The sequence below is a fragment of the Streptomyces sp. NPDC006435 genome (assembly GCF_040612315.1).
GTDB lineage: Bacteria > Actinomycetota > Actinomycetes > Streptomycetales > Streptomycetaceae > Streptomyces.
Map to the genome: position 1 here is coordinate 25596 of NZ_JBEXPY010000023.1, position 14311 is coordinate 39906.

Below are 14311 nucleotides of genomic sequence, written 5' to 3' on the forward strand. Positions count from 1 at the left end.
CGGGGGTGTGGGTCCCGGTGCGGGGGGCGGGCTCCGGGGTGCGTGGGGGTGGGTGGCGCCCGGTCCACGCGCCTCGATGGCGCGCGGACCGGGGCCGTCAGTGGGCGCCGACCAGCCGCGTGGTGGCGGCCGCCGCGTGGGCGTCCATGCGCCCGGCCGCGAGGATCGCCGCGGCGGTGTCGGCACGGGACGCGGCCACCACCAGCGCACGGCCCGCGAGGGCGTGGGCACGGCGGTGCAGCGCGGGTGCGGATGCTCCGGTTCGACCGGCGTGCCGGGCGGGCGGCGCGCCGCGCAGCCTGGCGACCTGTTCGGCGATGCGGTCGCCCGCCTCGCCGAGGCCCAGCTCGTCGGTGACCGCGAGGAGCGCGGCCAGGTGCCCGGCGAGCTGGATGTCCAGCTCCTCCTCGCGGGAACGGTGCGGGAAGTCGTCGGCGTGGTCGGCCGGTGTGTGGACCGATTTGGTGCGGATCGGTTCGTACATGGATGGCCTCCTGGTGTTGCTGTGGGACCATCCTACATTGGATTAAGTCTAAAGTTGTCTACGATCGATACAGGAATCGTCCACGGGCCCGCCGCCGGCCGTCAGGGCTGGCCGTATCCGTCCAGGAAGTGGGCGATCCGGTTGACCGCGTCCGTCAGGTCCTCGGTCGAGGGCAGCGTCACGACCCGGAAGTGATCGGGCTCCGGCCAGTTGAACCCGGTGCCGTGCACCACCATGATCTTCTCGGCCCGCAGCAGGTCGAGGACCATCTGCCGGTCGTCCTTGATCTTGTAGACCTTGGGATCCAGGCGCGGGAAGAGGTACAGCGCCCCCTTCGGCTTCACGCAGGTCACGCCCGGGATCCGGGTCAGCAGGTCGTACGCGGCGTCGCGCTGCTCCAGCATCCGCCCGCCCGGCAGCACCAGGTCGTCGATCGACTGCCGCCCGCCGAGCGCGGTGGCCACCGCGTGCTGCGAGGGCATGTTGGCGCAGAGCCGCATGTTGGCGAGGATCGTCAGCCCCTCGATGTACGAGGAGGCGTGCGCCTTCGGGCCGCAGACGGCCAGCCAGCCCGACCGGTAGCCGGCCACCCGGTAGTTCTTGGAGAGCCCGTTGAAGGTGAGCACCATCAGGTCGGGCGCGATGGTCGCGGTCGGGATGTGGACCGCGCCGTCGTACAGGATCCGGTCGTAGATCTCGTCGGAGCAGACGACCAGGTTGTGGCGCCGGGCGATCTCGGTCAGCCCGCGCAGCATCTCCTCGTCGTACACCGCACCCGTCGGGTTGTTCGGGTTGATGATCACCAGCGCCTTGGTGCGGTCGGTGATCTTCCGCTCGATGTCGGCGAGGTCCGGCATCCAGTCGGACTGCTCGTCGCACCGGTAGTGCACGGCCGTGCCGCCGGCCAGCGACACCGAGGCGGTCCACAGCGGATAGTCCGGGGCGGGTACGAGGACCTCGTCGCCGTCGTCGAGCAGCGCCTGCATCGACATCTGGATCAGCTCGGACACGCCGTTGCCCAGGTAGACGTCCTCGACGTCGAGATCGATGCCCTTGGTCTGGTAGTGCTGCACCACCGCCCGCCGCGCGGACAGCAGCCCCTTCGCGTCGCCGTAGCCGTGCGCCCCGGCGAGGTTGCGCAGGATGTCCTCGAGGATCTCGGGCGGGCACTCGAAACCGAACGCGGCGGGGTTGCCGGTGTTCAGCTTGAGGATGCGGTGACCGGCTGCCTCCAGCCGCATCGCTTCCTCCAGGACGGGGCCCCGGATTTCGTAACAGACGTTGGCGAGCTTCGTGGACTGGATGACCTGCATGTCCGGGAGCTTACGACCGCGCCCCGCGCGCCGTCGGGGCTTCCCCGCCGGGGTGCCCCGCACGGGTGGTCCGGTCCGCCGAACGCGTCTTCCATAGCCATGCGTCCCCCGCCCCGGACCGTGGGAACGCCGGGCGGGGGAGGGGGCGGGGCTTCGAATGGGGTGGAGCGGGGACGTGACGAACACGGACGGGTGAGATGGGCCACGTGGCCGGACCGGGGTGGCGGGCCGGGGCGGCGGAGACCGCCGCCCCGGCCCCGGTCCTCACTCCGGCAGTCGGGTGTCCGGGGGCAGGTGGATGTCGAACTCGGTGGCCAGTACGCGCAGCACCTCGTCGCCGTCCGCCAGCTCGCGCTCCTCGCGGCCGCCGTCGTCGGCCGTGGTGGCGAACGTGCGGCCGGTCAGCGACAGGTGCGCGCCCGGGACGGTCCGCTGCGCGTACACGCCGGACGAGAAGGGGGAGCGCGGGTTGGTCGCGATGTGCCAGTTGATGACCTCGTAGTCCGGCGCCTCGAAGGGCTCCAGGGTGAAGGCGTACTGCGGCTGCCAGGCCCCGTCGGCGGTGTGCGTCCGCAGCTCCCACAGCTCCAGCGGCCCGTCGTGCGGGACGGTGACGAGCCGGTGGCGGCGCGGCGCGTCGTGCACCTCGGCGCCCGCCACCAGCGGGATCGGCTCCAGCAGCGAACCGGGGGAGCCGAAGCCGACATCGGCCAGATACGGGGTGGGCCCGCCCGGTATCCGTACCGCCATCAGCATGTGGGTGCGCGGCCGGACGTCCCCGGGCCGGGCCCCTACCACGACCCGCGCGCACAGCAGGGTGACGTGGAACCCGAGCGCGGTCAGCACGGCGGCGAACAGGGTGTTGTGCTCGTAGCAGTACCCGCCGCGCCGGCCGCGCACGAGCTTCGCCTCCAGATCGGCGATCGCGAGCGAGGGCGCGCTGCCGAGGACCGGGTCCAGGTTCTCGAAGGGGATGCCCAGGGCGTGGGCACGGTGCACGGAGCGCAGCACCTCCGCGGTCGGCCCACGCGTCCCGCTCCAGCCGATGCGGTCGAGGTAGGCGTCGAGGTCGGGCAGGTGCTCGCGGTCGGAAGTCATGCTCCCGACGGTACGCAGCGGGGGCGGCCGACCGCCTCGGTCCAGGGGCGGAGGGGCCTTGGTCCCCGGGTCCCCGTCCCCGGCCGCCGGGACCGGAGGCCGCCCCGGCGCCCCCGTTGCCCGACCCGACCGCACCGGGCACAGGATGTCGGGTCGGGGCGGGTGCGCCGTTCCTAACGTGGTGGTCCGTAAGGGAAGGAGTCCGGGGTGCTGGAGAAGCTGAACCAGGCCATGGAACACATCGAGGGCCGTCTCGACCGGCGGATCGAGGTGACCGAGCTGGCGCGGATCGCCGTGACGTCGGAGTACCACTTCCGGCGGATGTTCTCCGCGCTGGCCGGGATGCCGCTGTCGGAGTACGTCCGGCGCAGGCGGCTGACGCTCGCGGGGGCCGAGGTGCTCGCGGGGGAGCGGACGCTGCTGGAGATCGCCGTCCGGTACGGCTACTCCTCGGGGGAGGCGTTCGCGCGGGCGTTCCGGGCCATGCACGGCGTCGGTCCGGGCGAGGCCCGGCGGGTCGGTGCGGCACTGCGCTCGCAGCCCCGGATGTCCTTCCGCCTCGTGGTCGAAGGGAGCAGCAGCATGCAGTACCGGATCGTGGAGAAGGAGGAGTTCCGTGTGGTCGGCAAGAGGGCACGGGTCCCGCTGGTGCACGAGGGAATGAATCCGGCCATCGCCGATTTCATCCGGGGCATCGACAAGGAGACGATGGGGCGCATCGCGGCCCTGTCCGACCAGCAGCCGGAAGGCATCGTCGGAGTGAGCGACAAGCTCGACGAGAGCCGGGCCGAGGGGACCGGACTCGACTACTACCACGGCGTGGTGACCGGCGCGGACGTGCCCGACGACCTGGACGCGCTGGTGGTCCCGGCGGGGGCCTGGGCAGTGTTCGAGAACTCCGGTCCCTTCCCGCAGGCGCTCCAGTACCTGTGGCGGGACGTGTTCACCCAGTGGTTCCCGTCCAACCCGTACCGGAGCAGGCCCGGCCCCGAGATCCTGCGCACCAGGCTCTCGCCGGACGGCGCGCGGGCCGAGGCGGAGCTCTGGATCCCGGTGGAGCCGACCGTCTCCTGAGACCCGGGCCGCAGGCCGGTACCGTGCCCGACTCCGGGCACGGCACCGGCGGTTCGAGGACGGCATCGGCGGTTCGAGGGCGACACCGGCGGTTCGAGGACGGCTTGAAACCGCCCCTTGTGGGGCCCCCTCCAGTACGCAAACATGCGCATGTCAAAACCGAAGGAACTTCGGTTGCAGGGGCCATTCGGACCCTGCACATACGCCTGGAGGGGACCCCCACATGAAAAAGCCTCTCGTCGGTGCGCTGTTCGCCGTTCTGCTCCTCGGAGCGGGTGTCGCACCAGCGACCGCGGCCACCACCCACGAAACGACGTCGCCCAGTGCGGTCAAGGAGAAGGTCAGGCCCAAGGCGGTCAACTTCGCCGGGACCGTGGCGCTGAGCAACTGTTCCGGCTCCGTCGTCCGCACGCCCGACTCCCAGCCCGACGACCCCGCGCTGGTGCTCTCCAACGGGCACTGCATGGAGACGGGATTCCCCGGGCCGGGCGAGGTCGTGGTCGACCAGCCGTCCACCCGGAGCTTCACCCTGCTGAACGCCTCGGGCAGCGGCGTCGGCACCCTGCGCGCGAGCAAGATCTCGTACGGGACGATGACCGACACCGACATATCGGTGTACCAGCTCACCCGTACCTACGCCCAGATCGAGAGCACCTACGGCATCAAGGCGCTGGAGCTCAACGCCGCGCACCCGGTCGAGGGCACCGCGATCACGGTCGTGTCCGGCTACTGGAAGCGCACGTACTCCTGCAACGTCGACGGCTTCGTCTACCGCCTCAAGGAGGGGGCGTGGACCTGGAAGGACTCGGTCCGCTACACCTCCGCCTGCCAGACCATCGGCGGTACGTCCGGCTCCCCGGTGATCGACAACGCGACCGGCAAGGTCGTCGCCGTCAACAACACCGGCAACGAGGACGGCCTGGAGTGCGCGGACAACAACCCGTGCGAGGTCGACGAGAACGGTGACGTGACGGTGCGCGAGGGCATCAACTACGCCCAGCAGACCTACGGTCTCGTGCCGTGCATCGGTGCCGGCAACAGGTTCGACCTCGACCGGCCGGGATGCGAACTGCCCAAGCCGTGAACGGACGAACGTCCGGGCGTGAACGCATGCGTGTGACCGCCGCGCGTGAACGCATGCGTGTGAACGTGCGCGCGTGAACGTGCGCGCGTGAACGTGCGCGCGTGAACGTATGGCTGTGACCGCCGCGACGCCCGACAGGGTGTCGCGGCGGTCGCGTTTCTGGGTACCCGTACGGCTCGCGTCCGCCCCGCCGTGCTCAGCGCGCCCCGGCGCGGCGGACCGCCGCCTCGATCCCGTCCAGCAGTACGCCGAGCCCCGCCTCGAAGGTCCTTCGCGCCTCGCGCTCCAGGTACGGCACATCCGCCGGGGACGGGTCCGAGGGCGGGTCCGGGGGCTGCGGGGCGGAGGCGTGCTCCATCGCGCTCAGGCTCGGGTAGCGCTCCGCGAAGTCGGGCGCCACCTCGCCCAGCAGCGCCGAGCGGGCGAACCACCACTCCTCGTCCGCCTCGCCCGTCGCCGCCGCGGCCTGCCGCGCCTCGGCGACCGTCCCGGCGCAGCCCCGGACGAAGTGGGACAGCGTCCCGACCAGCCGCCGCAGCACGGCCGCGTCGAGCCCGGTCCGGTTCAACAGGCCCACCAGGGTGTCCAGTCCCGCGTACTCGTGCGGGCCGAGGACCGGGCGGGCCTGGGAGACCCGGAGCACCCAGGGGTGGCGCAGCTGGAACGCGAGGGTGTCCCGCGCCCAGTCGGTGAGCCCCGCGCGCCAGTCGCCGGTGTCCGGGTAGTCGGTGGGCAGTTCGGCGTGGACGGCGTCGTACATCAGGTCCAGCAGTTCGTCCTTGCCGGGGACGTGGGTGTAGAGCGCCATCGCCGTACGGCCCAGCCGCTCGCCCACCGCCCGCATCGAGAGCGCGGCCATGCCCTTCTCGTCCGCGACGGCGACGGCGGCGGCCACGATCGCGTCGACGCTCAGCGCGGGCCGGGGGCCGGGGCGCCGGTCCTGCTCCTCCGGCCGGTCCGCGCGCCACAGCAGGGACATCGACCGGCGGGCGTCGCCCTGCCCGGCAAAGACCACCACTTGCAACTCCTTACGCCGTAAAGTAACTTCCCCCAGGTAATTCCTTACGTCGTAAAGTATCAGTCGGGGAGGGTGGGATCCGCGATGGGGCAGGCACTGGCGGTGTCGTACGTACGGGTCGTGGGCGTGGAGCGGGTCACCCCGCGCACGGCGCGCGTCACCTTCGCCGGGGACGCGTTGGCTGGGCTCATGGAGGACCGGCCGGACCAGCAGATGAAGCTCTGCTTCCCGCGGGAGGGGCAGGACGTCCCCCGGCTTCCGGAGCCGGACGCCGACGACGTGCACGGCATGCGCTGGTACGAGGCGTACCTGGCGATCCCGGAGCCCGAGCGTCCGTTGATGCGGAGTTTCACCGTCCGCGGGTACGACCCCGGCTCCGGCCTGATGACGGTCGACTTCGTGCTCCACGGCGAGGAGGGCCCGGCCGCCCGCTGGGGACGGCGCGCCCGCACCGGCGACGTGCTCGGCATGGTCGGCCCGTCGTCCGCGTACGCCCGTCCGCTCCCCGTCGCCGACTGGCTGCTGCTGGCCGGGGACGAGACGGCGCTGCCCGCGATCGGGACGATCCTGGAGGCCCTGCCGGCGGGGGCGCGGGCGCTGGTCCGGGTCGAGGTGGCCGACGCGGCGGAGGAGGTGCCGCTCGAATCGCCCGGTGACGTGAGCGTCCGGTGGGTGCACCGGGACCGGGGCGGGTCGCTGCCGGACGCGGTGCGGGCCACCCCGCTGCCCGCCGGGCCCGGGGCCGCGTGGCTGGCCGGCGAGGCGTCGGCGGTACGGGCCCTGCGCCGCCACCTGGTCGAGGAGCGCGGCATGGGCCGCGGGGCCGTGGAGTTCAGCGGTTACTGGCGGCGCAGCCTCACCCAGGACGACGCCCCGACCGAGGAGGACCTGGCCTGGGCGAGGGAACGGGCGGCGGAGTAGGCGAGGGGAGGAGCTTCACGGGGTGTTCCGGGTGCGCCCCGCTCCCCGTACGGCCCGGCCCGCGAGGGCCTGGGTGCGGTGGCCGTCCTCGATGACGAACCGGCCGTCGATCAGCACGTGCGGGATGCCGACCGGCAGGGTGCGCGGCTCCTCGAAGGTCGAGCCGGCAGCCACCGTCGCCGGGTCGAAGAGCACCAGGTCGGCCCGGTAGCCCTCGCGGACGTACCCGCGGTCGGTCAGCCGCAGCCGCCTCGCCGGGCGCGAGGTGAGGTGGGCGACGCACTCCTCCAGGGTGAGGATGCCCAACTCCCTGACGTACCGGCCGAGGTACTGCGGGAACGTGCCGTAGGCGCGCGGGTGCGGCTTGTCGCCCTGGAGGATGCCGTCGCTGCCGCCGGTGTGCACCCGGTGGCGCATGATCTGCCGCACGTTCTCCTCGTGGCCCACGTGCTGGAGGATCGTCGAGCCGAGCCGGTCCTCGACGAGCAGCCTGCGGGCGGTCGTCCAGGGCGCCTCGCCGCGCAGCCGGGCGGACTCGGCGACCGTGCGCCCGACGTGGTCGGCGAGGGAGGGCGCGCCGACGCCCGAGATCTCGATGGTGTCCCACTCGATCGGCACCCCGTGGCAGCCGTCCGAGCCCACCACCTCCAGGTGGTGCCGGACGCGTTCGGCCGTCGCGTCGTCCGCGAGGCGGGCGAGCACCGCGTCCGGCCCGCCCTCGCCCGCCCAGCTCGGCAGCATCGCGACGAGGGTCGTGCAGCCGGGGGTGTACGGGTAGGTGTCGAGGGAGATGTCCGCGCCCGCGTCGAGCGCGTCGTCGAGCAGGGCGAGCAGTTCGGGCGCCCGGCCCTCGTTCACCCCGAAGTTCATGGTGGCGTGGGCGAGGTGGAGGGCGCAGCCCGCGTTCCGGGTGAGCCGCACCATCTCCTCGTACGCCCCGAGCGCGCCCGCCCCGTACGAGCGGTGGTGCGGGCAGTAGTAGCCGTCGTACTCGGCCACCACCCGGCACAGTTCGGTGAGTTCGGCGTCGTCCGCGTACATGCCGGGGGTGTACGTGAGCCCGGAGGACATGCCGACCGCGCCCTCCGCCATGCCCCGGGCGACGAGTTCCTTCATCCGGTCCAGTTCCGCGCCGGTGGCGGGGCGGTCCTCCCAGCCCATCGCGTGCATCCGGACCGTGCCCTGCGGGACCAGGTAGGCGGCGTTGACCGCGATGCCCCGGCCGTCGGGGCCGCGGTCCAGCCGGTCGAGGTACTCGCCGACGGTGCGCCAGTCGAAGTCGACGTCGTCGCCGTTGCCGTTCCAGCCGGAGATGGAGCGCCGGACCTCGGCGAGCGTCCGGTCGTCGACCGGCGCGTACGACAGCCCGTCCTGGCCGAGGACTTCGAGGGTGACGCCCTGTGCGGCCTTCGCGCTGTGGTCCGGGTCGCGGAGCAGCGCGAGGTCGCTGTGCGCGTGCATGTCGACGAAGCCGGGGGAGAGTGCCAGCCCGTCGGCTTCGAGGGTGCGGCGGGCGGTGGGGCGCGGGCCGGGTGCGCCCTCGGGGTGGATCCCGGCGATCCGGCCGTCGGAGATGGCCACGTCGGCCCGGCGGCCGGGGCTGCCGGTGCCGTCGACGACGTGGGCGTTGCGGATGACGAGGTCCATGGAGCGGCTCCTGACAACTGGCGAGACCCGGCCCCTCCGGCGTTCGGGGAGTGGGGGTGGAATTCAGCCCCTCCGGCGATCGAGGAGCGGGGATCCGGGGGCGGAGCCCTGGTTGCGGGAAGGGGAGCCGTCCCGCGGGGCGGCTCCCCCACGCGTCAGAAGAACGTGCGGACGAAGTCGACGACCGTCCCGTCCTCCGCGACCAGCGGAATCAGCTGCCACTTGTCGAAGCTCGTGCACGGGTGGGACAGCCCCATCCCCACCCAGTCGCCGACCTCCAGCTCCGCCCCCGGCTCCGTGCGCACCCAGGTGTGCTGGTCCGACAGGCCGCTGACCGTGATGCCGGTCGCGGGCCGGACGGTGCCGTCGCGGCCGGAGCGCACCACCTGTGCCTCGGGGAGGTCGAGGTCGTACGCCGCGTCCCGCTTGCCCGCGTTCAGGAACGCCTGCTCGGGGGAGGGGCGGGAGACCACCTGCGCCCACAGCCGGAAGGCGGGCTGCAGGGCGCCCTCCCCGGGGACGCGGTTGAACGGGGTGAGGTGGCGGTAGTGGCCGTCGTCGTGCGAGACGTACGCCCCCGAGCGCAGCAGCTTCAGCACCGGCGCGGAGAGCTCCGGGACCTGCGCGAACACGTCCGCCACCGCGTCGAACCACGCGCTGCCGCCCGCGCTGACCACGATCTCCCCGCCGGCCTCCGCCACGGCCGCGAACCGGCCCGCCCGGTCGAGGTCGACGGCCAGCGCGACGAGCCGGTGCAGCCACCGGCGCACCCGCTCGCCGGACGCGTCCGGCACCTCGCCCTCGTAACCGGCCACGCCCACCAGCCGCAGCGTCCCGGTCGCGGCCACCGCGTCGGCGACCGCCGCGCACTCGGCCTCGGTGCGGGCGCCGGTGCGCGCCCCCTCGCCCGCGCCCAGCTCCACGACGACGTCGACGGGGCGGGTGGCGCCCGCCGCCCGCAGCGCCTCGTCCATCAGCTCGACGCCGCGCACCGAGTCGACGTAGCAGACGAAGCGGAACTCCGGGTCGGCGTCCAGCTCGCCGGCCAGCCAGCGCAGGGCGGCCGCGTCGACCAGTTCGTTGGCGAGGAAGATCCGCCGGATCCCGTACGCCCGGTAGACCCGCGCCTGGTGCGGCACCGCCGCGGTGATGCCCCAGGCGCCGTGCTCCAGCTGGCGGGCGAAGAGCTGCGGGGACATGGAGGTCTTGCCGTGCGGGGCGAAGGCGAGCCCGTGGCGCTCCGCGTACGTCTCCAGGAGGGCGAGGTTGTGCTCGACCGACTCGGCGGACAGGGCGAGCACCGGGGTGGTGAAGCCGCCCGTGAAGAGGTCGCGCCGCTCGGCGGCGAGGGCGCCCACGGTGAGGCCCTCCGCGTCGGGCGGAAGCGCCTTGAAGCGGTGGTCGACCGGCTCGTCGGCGAGTCCGGCCACGGAACGGTCGGCAGCCAAGGGGGCCTCCTCGATCGAAGTAGTCGTTGCATCATATGCAACACCCATTGCGTATATCGCTTGACGCTGTCTAACATCCGAGCCGACGCCGGGTCAATGGCGTGTACCACCGCCGCGCCCCGGGCCATTGCCCACCGCGCCCCGAACCGAATCACCGAACCGAATCACCGAACCCGCGAGGAGCCCCCGAGTGTCCGGAACCCCGGCCAGGACCACCGACGCCGTCACGGCCACCGAAGTCGTGTGCCTCGGCGAGTCCATGGTGACGTTCCTGCCGTCGCAGCCCGGACGCCTCGCCGACGTGCCCTCCTTCGGCCGCGGCATCGGGGGCGCCGAGTCCAACGTCGCCTGCGCCCTGGCCGCCGCCGGGCACCGGGCGGCCTGGGTGAGCCGGGTCGGCGCGGACGGCTTCGGGGACCACCTCGTCGAGGCGATCACCGGATACGGGGTGGACACCTCCGCCGTGCGGCGCGACCCGGAGCGGCCCACCGGCATCTACTTCCGCACGGCCACGGACCGGGCCGCCGACGTGCACGAGGTCGCCTACTACCGGGCCGGGTCCGCCGCCTCCGCGATGTCCCCGGACAACGTCCCGTACGAGGCGCTGCTCACCGGCCGGGTCCTGCACCTGTCAGGCATCACGGCCGCGCTCTCCGCCGACTGCCTGGCCCTGCTGCGCGACCTGACCGCCCCCCGGCCCGGCCGCCCGCTCGTCTCCTTCGACGTCAACCACCGGCCGGGCCTGTGGCGGGACGGGGCGCGGCCGGCCGTCCTGCTCGACCTGGCGCGCGGTGCCGACCTCGTCTTCGTCGGCGAGGACGAGGCGGAGGAGGCGTGGGGCGTGCGGGGTGCCGAGGCGATCCGCGCGGCCCTGCCGGAGCCGGAGGTGCTGGTCGTGAAGCGGGGGGCGGAGGGCGCCACCGTCTTCTCGCGCGCCACCTCCTCGCGTACCGCGGGGGCCGATTCCCGCACCGAAGCCGACGTCCGTACCGATTCCCGTACCGAAGCCGGTGTCCGTACCGATTCCCGTACCGAATCCGGCACCGGCACCGGCACCCGCGCCGACACCGACACCGACACCTGCACCGGCACCCGCGCCGATGTCGTCACCGCCGTCCCCGCGCTCCGGGTCGACGTCGTCGCCCCCGTCGGCGCCGGTGACGCCTTCGCCGCCGGGTTCCTCTCCGCCACCCTCCGCGGCCTGCCGGTGCGCGACCGGGTCCGGCACGGCCACCTCATGGCCGCCGCCGTCCTCACCGTCCCCGGCGACCTCACCGATCCGCCGGCCCGTGCGCACGCCGACGCCCTTGCCGCCCTGGACGACGGGGCCTGGGGGAGACTTCGTCTCGGCCCCGGCTGGACGGGGGAGGACCAGGAGGTACGTACGACATGAGTCAGACCGTCGACCGGGCGCTGAGCATCCTGCCGCTGCTCGCCCAGGGACCCGCCGACCTCGGGCAGGTCGCCGAGCGGCTCGGCGTCCACAAGTCCACGGCGCTGCGCCTGCTCCGCACGCTCCACGAGCACGGACTCGTCTACCGCCAGCAGGACCAGCGCTACCGTCTCGGCGCCCGGCTCTTCGCCCTGGCGCAGGAGGCCGTCGAGAACCTCGACGTACGGGAGATCGCCCACCCCCACCTCGTCGAACTCAACGAGAACTGCGGTCACACCGTCCACCTCGCGGTGTACGAGGAGCAGGAGGTCCTCTACATCGACAAGGTCGAGAGCCGCTACCCGGTCCGGATGTACTCGCGGATCGGCAAGCCCGTCGCGATCACCGTCGCCGCCGTGGCGAAACTGCTGCTCGCCGACCTCACCGAGCCCGAGCGGCGCGCCGTCGCCGAGAAGCTCGACTACCCCATGTACACGTCCCGTTCGACCCCGAACGCCGGTGCCTTCCTCAAGGAGCTCACCGTCGTCCGCGAACAGGGCTGGGCCACCGACCTCGGCGGCCACGAGGAATCCATCAACTGCATCGGCGCCCCCATCCGGGGAGCGGACGGGCGGGTCGTCGCAGCGATGTCGGTCTCCGCGCCCAATGTCGTCGTCACGGCCGAGGAACTCCTCACCCTGCTCCCCCTGGTGCGGCGCACCGCCGAAACCATCAGCCGGGAGTACTCCGGTACCGACAACCGACCCAAGAAAGCCTGAACAGCCATGACCGAGAAGATCGCCCTCACCCCGAGCACCCACACCACGCCCCCCGCGAAGTTCTCGCACGGGGTGAAGAAGGGGAACATCCTCCAGGTCGCCGGCCAGGTCGGCTTCCTGCCCGCCGTCGAGGGCCGGGCCCCGACCCCCGCCGGTCCGACCCTGCGCGAGCAGACCCTCCAGACCTTCGCCAACGTCAAGGCGATCCTGGAGGAGGGCGGCGCGAGCTGGGACGACGTGATGATGATGCGCGTCTACCTCACGGACGTGGACCACTTCGCCGAGATGAACGAGATCTACAACGCCTACTTCGCCGAGCAGAACCTGACGCAGCCCCCCGCCGCCCGCACGACGGTCTACGTCGGCCTCCCCAAGGGCCTGCTCATCGAGATCGACGCCCTCGCGGTCCTCGGCTGATCCGACCGACCGGGTCCCTCCGGCCGGTCCCCCTGCCGCACCCGCTCCGCCACCCCATCGCGCACGGCACGGCGCTTCGCCCCACGGAAGCGCCGTGCCGCGCCCCGCCACACCCAAAAGCCTTCTCCGAAAACGGAGTCGTCCATGCTGCTCGCCGCTTCCCCACAACCGGTCGAGACACCACCCCACACCGGTGGCCTCCTCCTGCTCGTCGACGGCACCGCCGGTCTGCTGACCGTCGCCGCCCTCGGCATCGCGCTCCTCCTCTTCCTGATCATCAAGGTCAGGCTGCAGCCGTTCGTCGCGCTGCTCGCCGTCTCCATAGCCGTCGGCCTCGGCGCCGGCCTCTCCGTCACGGAACTCTTCGGCACGGTCCAGAAGTCCGCCGCCGTCTCCGTCATCGAATCCGGCATGGGCGGCATCCTCGGTCACGTCGCCATCATCATCGGCCTCGGCACGATGCTCGGCGCGATCCTGGAGGTCTCCGGCGGGGCCGAGGTGCTGAGCGCCCGCCTGCTGAACCTCTTCGGCGAGAAGCGGGCCCCGCTCGCCATGGGACTGACCGGCCTCATCTTCGGCATCCCGGTCTTCTTCGACGTCGGCATCTTCGTCCTCGCGCCGATCGTCTACGCCGCCGCGAAACGCTCCGGAAAATCGATCCTGCTCTACGCGATGCCGCTGCTGGCGGGCCTCTCCATGACCCACGCGTTCCTGCCGCCGCACCCCGGCCCGGTCGCCGCCGCCGGACTCTTCCAGGTCTCCCTCGGCTGGGTCATCCTGATGGGCGCCGTCGTCGGCATCCCGTCCGTCCTCGCCGCCTGGGGCTACGCGGCCTGGATCGGGAGGCGGATCTTCGTCGCGGTCCCGCAGGACATGGTCGAGGCCGCCGAGGAGGCGAAGGCCGCGGTCGCCGCCGAACAGCGGACCGCCGGGGTCACCCCGCGCGAGGAACCGGTCGCGCTCGCCACCGTGCTCACGATCATCGGCACACCGCTGGTGCTGATCCTCGCCGCGACGTTCTCCTCCATCGCGCTGGACCCCTCCACCCCGCGCTCGGTCATCGAATTCTTCGGCAACCCCTTCGTCGCCCTGACGATCGCGCTGCTGCTCGCCTACTACCTGCTCGGCATCCGGCGCGGCTGGTCCCGCAAGTCCCTGGAGTCGGTGTCCACCTCCTCCCTCAAGCCGGTCGGCAACATCCTGCTGGTCGTCGGCGCGGGCGGCGTCTTCGGCGCCGTCCTCAAGGGCAGCGGCATCGCGGACGCGCTCGCGGACACCTTCAACGACGTCGGCCTGCCCGTCATCCTGCTCGCCTGGCTGATCTCCGTGGTGCTGCGCGTCGCCCAGGGTTCGGCGACGGTCGCCATCGTCACCACCGCCGGCATCGTCGTACCCCTGGTCGAGGGGCAGGACCTGTCGCAGGCCCACCTGGCGCTGATCATCATGGCGATCTCGGCCGGCTCGATCTTCGCCTCGCACGTCAACGACGGCGGCTTCTGGATGGTGTCGAAGTACTTCGGCATCTCCGAACGCGACACCCTGAAGTCCTGGACGGTCCTGGAGACGGTCCTGTCGGTCACGGGATTCGCGGTCGCGGCGCTGCTGAGCCTGGTGATCTAGTTCAGCGCCGGGGCGTGCCGAGTCGGGACGGACCGG

At 72.5% G+C, this 14311-nt stretch carries 13 protein-coding genes; 7 read left to right on the top strand and 6 right to left on the bottom strand.

Features of this window, described 5'->3' with window-relative positions; translation table 11 throughout:
* Positions 1-97: 97 nt before the first annotated feature.
* The 3 genes from ABZZ04_RS22365 to ABZZ04_RS22375 form a co-directional block, all read right to left on the bottom strand.
* Entirely contained in the window at positions 98-484 is a 387-nt protein-coding gene (locus ABZZ04_RS22365) for a hypothetical protein (RefSeq protein ID WP_356933942.1), read from the bottom strand.
* Between the two features lie 101 nt (positions 485-585).
* A complete protein-coding gene (locus ABZZ04_RS22370; protein ID WP_356933943.1) occupies positions 586-1797 on the bottom strand; it encodes a pyridoxal phosphate-dependent aminotransferase in 1212 nt (403 codons plus the stop codon).
* 264 nt (positions 1798-2061) lie between these two features.
* Positions 2062-2895 carry an arylamine N-acetyltransferase gene (locus tag ABZZ04_RS22375; protein ID WP_356933944.1) on the bottom strand — a complete coding sequence of 278 codons (834 nt, stop codon included), beginning with the start codon at positions 2893-2895 and terminating at the stop codon, positions 2062-2064.
* 207 nt (positions 2896-3102) lie between these two features.
* On the opposite strand from ABZZ04_RS22375, the gene ABZZ04_RS22380 reads away from it, so the two are divergent.
* The gene (locus ABZZ04_RS22380) at positions 3103-3969 is read left to right on the top strand and encodes an AraC family transcriptional regulator (RefSeq protein ID WP_356933945.1); all 867 of its coding nucleotides are present in this window, start codon (positions 3103-3105) and stop codon (positions 3967-3969) included.
* Positions 3970-4192: 223 nt separating this feature from the next.
* The gene (locus ABZZ04_RS22385) at positions 4193-5053 is read left to right on the top strand and encodes a serine protease (RefSeq protein ID WP_356933946.1); all 861 of its coding nucleotides are present in this window, start codon (positions 4193-4195) and stop codon (positions 5051-5053) included.
* Between the two features lie 196 nt (positions 5054-5249).
* Here ABZZ04_RS22385 and ABZZ04_RS22390 read toward each other — a convergent pair whose 3' ends face one another.
* Complete coding sequence (locus ABZZ04_RS22390; RefSeq protein WP_356933947.1) at positions 5250-6071, bottom strand: TetR/AcrR family transcriptional regulator; 822 nt, start codon at positions 6069-6071, stop codon at positions 5250-5252.
* 84 nt (positions 6072-6155) lie between these two features.
* On the opposite strand from ABZZ04_RS22390, the gene ABZZ04_RS22395 reads away from it, so the two are divergent.
* Positions 6156-6992 carry a siderophore-interacting protein gene (locus ABZZ04_RS22395; protein ID WP_356933948.1) on the top strand — a complete coding sequence of 279 codons (837 nt, stop codon included), beginning with the start codon at positions 6156-6158 and terminating at the stop codon, positions 6990-6992.
* A 15-nt stretch (positions 6993-7007) separates the two neighbouring features.
* Here ABZZ04_RS22395 and ABZZ04_RS22400 read toward each other — a convergent pair whose 3' ends face one another.
* Positions 7008-8639 (bottom strand): D-aminoacylase, encoded by a 1632-nt coding sequence (locus tag ABZZ04_RS22400; RefSeq protein WP_356933949.1) that lies wholly within the window; start codon positions 8637-8639, stop codon positions 7008-7010.
* A gap of 155 nt (positions 8640-8794) precedes the next feature.
* Positions 8795-10135 carry an alanine racemase gene (locus ABZZ04_RS22405; protein ID WP_356933950.1) on the bottom strand — a complete coding sequence of 447 codons (1341 nt, stop codon included), beginning with the start codon at positions 10133-10135 and terminating at the stop codon, positions 8795-8797.
* 142 nt (positions 10136-10277) lie between these two features.
* Here ABZZ04_RS22405 and ABZZ04_RS22410 point away from each other — a divergent pair, with 142 nt between their 5' ends.
* From ABZZ04_RS22410 to ABZZ04_RS22425, 4 genes are all read left to right on the top strand, one after another.
* Positions 10278-11480 (top strand): sugar kinase, encoded by a 1203-nt coding sequence (locus tag ABZZ04_RS22410; RefSeq protein WP_356933951.1) that lies wholly within the window; start codon positions 10278-10280, stop codon positions 11478-11480.
* On the top strand, positions 11477-12238 hold the full coding sequence (locus ABZZ04_RS22415) for an IclR family transcriptional regulator (RefSeq protein ID WP_356933952.1): 762 nt from the start codon (positions 11477-11479) through the stop codon (positions 12236-12238). Before ABZZ04_RS22410 ends, ABZZ04_RS22415 begins: the two co-directional genes overlap by 4 nt.
* A gap of 6 nt (positions 12239-12244) precedes the next feature.
* Entirely contained in the window at positions 12245-12655 is a 411-nt protein-coding gene (locus ABZZ04_RS22420) for a RidA family protein (RefSeq protein ID WP_148838926.1), read from the top strand.
* Between the two features lie 144 nt (positions 12656-12799).
* Positions 12800-14275 carry a gluconate:H+ symporter gene (locus ABZZ04_RS22425; protein WP_356933953.1) on the top strand — a complete coding sequence of 492 codons (1476 nt, stop codon included), beginning with the start codon at positions 12800-12802 and terminating at the stop codon, positions 14273-14275.
* The last annotated feature ends 36 nt before the right edge of the window (positions 14276-14311 follow it).

Excerpts from the sequence above, each read along its gene's own strand:
- ABZZ04_RS22420 (WP_148838926.1), top strand. The coding sequence starts at position 12,245 with ATGACCGAGAAGATCGCCCTCACCCCGAGCACCCACACCACGCCCCCC.
- ABZZ04_RS22415 (WP_356933952.1), top strand. The coding sequence starts at position 11,477 with ATGAGTCAGACCGTCGACCGGGCGCTGAGCATCCTGCCGCTGCTCGCC.
- ABZZ04_RS22365 (WP_356933942.1), bottom strand. The coding sequence starts at position 484 with ATGTACGAACCGATCCGCACCAAATCGGTCCACACACCGGCCGACCAC.
- ABZZ04_RS22425 (WP_356933953.1), top strand. The coding sequence starts at position 12,800 with ATGCTGCTCGCCGCTTCCCCACAACCGGTCGAGACACCACCCCACACC.
- ABZZ04_RS22400 (WP_356933949.1), bottom strand. The coding sequence starts at position 8,639 with ATGGACCTCGTCATCCGCAACGCCCACGTCGTCGACGGCACCGGCAGC.
- ABZZ04_RS22370 (WP_356933943.1), bottom strand. The coding sequence starts at position 1,797 with ATGCAGGTCATCCAGTCCACGAAGCTCGCCAACGTCTGTTACGAAATC.
- ABZZ04_RS22395 (WP_356933948.1), top strand. The coding sequence starts at position 6,156 with ATGGGGCAGGCACTGGCGGTGTCGTACGTACGGGTCGTGGGCGTGGAG.
- ABZZ04_RS22375 (WP_356933944.1), bottom strand. The coding sequence starts at position 2,895 with ATGACTTCCGACCGCGAGCACCTGCCCGACCTCGACGCCTACCTCGAC.
- ABZZ04_RS22385 (WP_356933946.1), top strand. The coding sequence starts at position 4,193 with ATGAAAAAGCCTCTCGTCGGTGCGCTGTTCGCCGTTCTGCTCCTCGGA.
- ABZZ04_RS22405 (WP_356933950.1), bottom strand. The coding sequence starts at position 10,135 with ATGGGTGTTGCATATGATGCAACGACTACTTCGATCGAGGAGGCCCCC.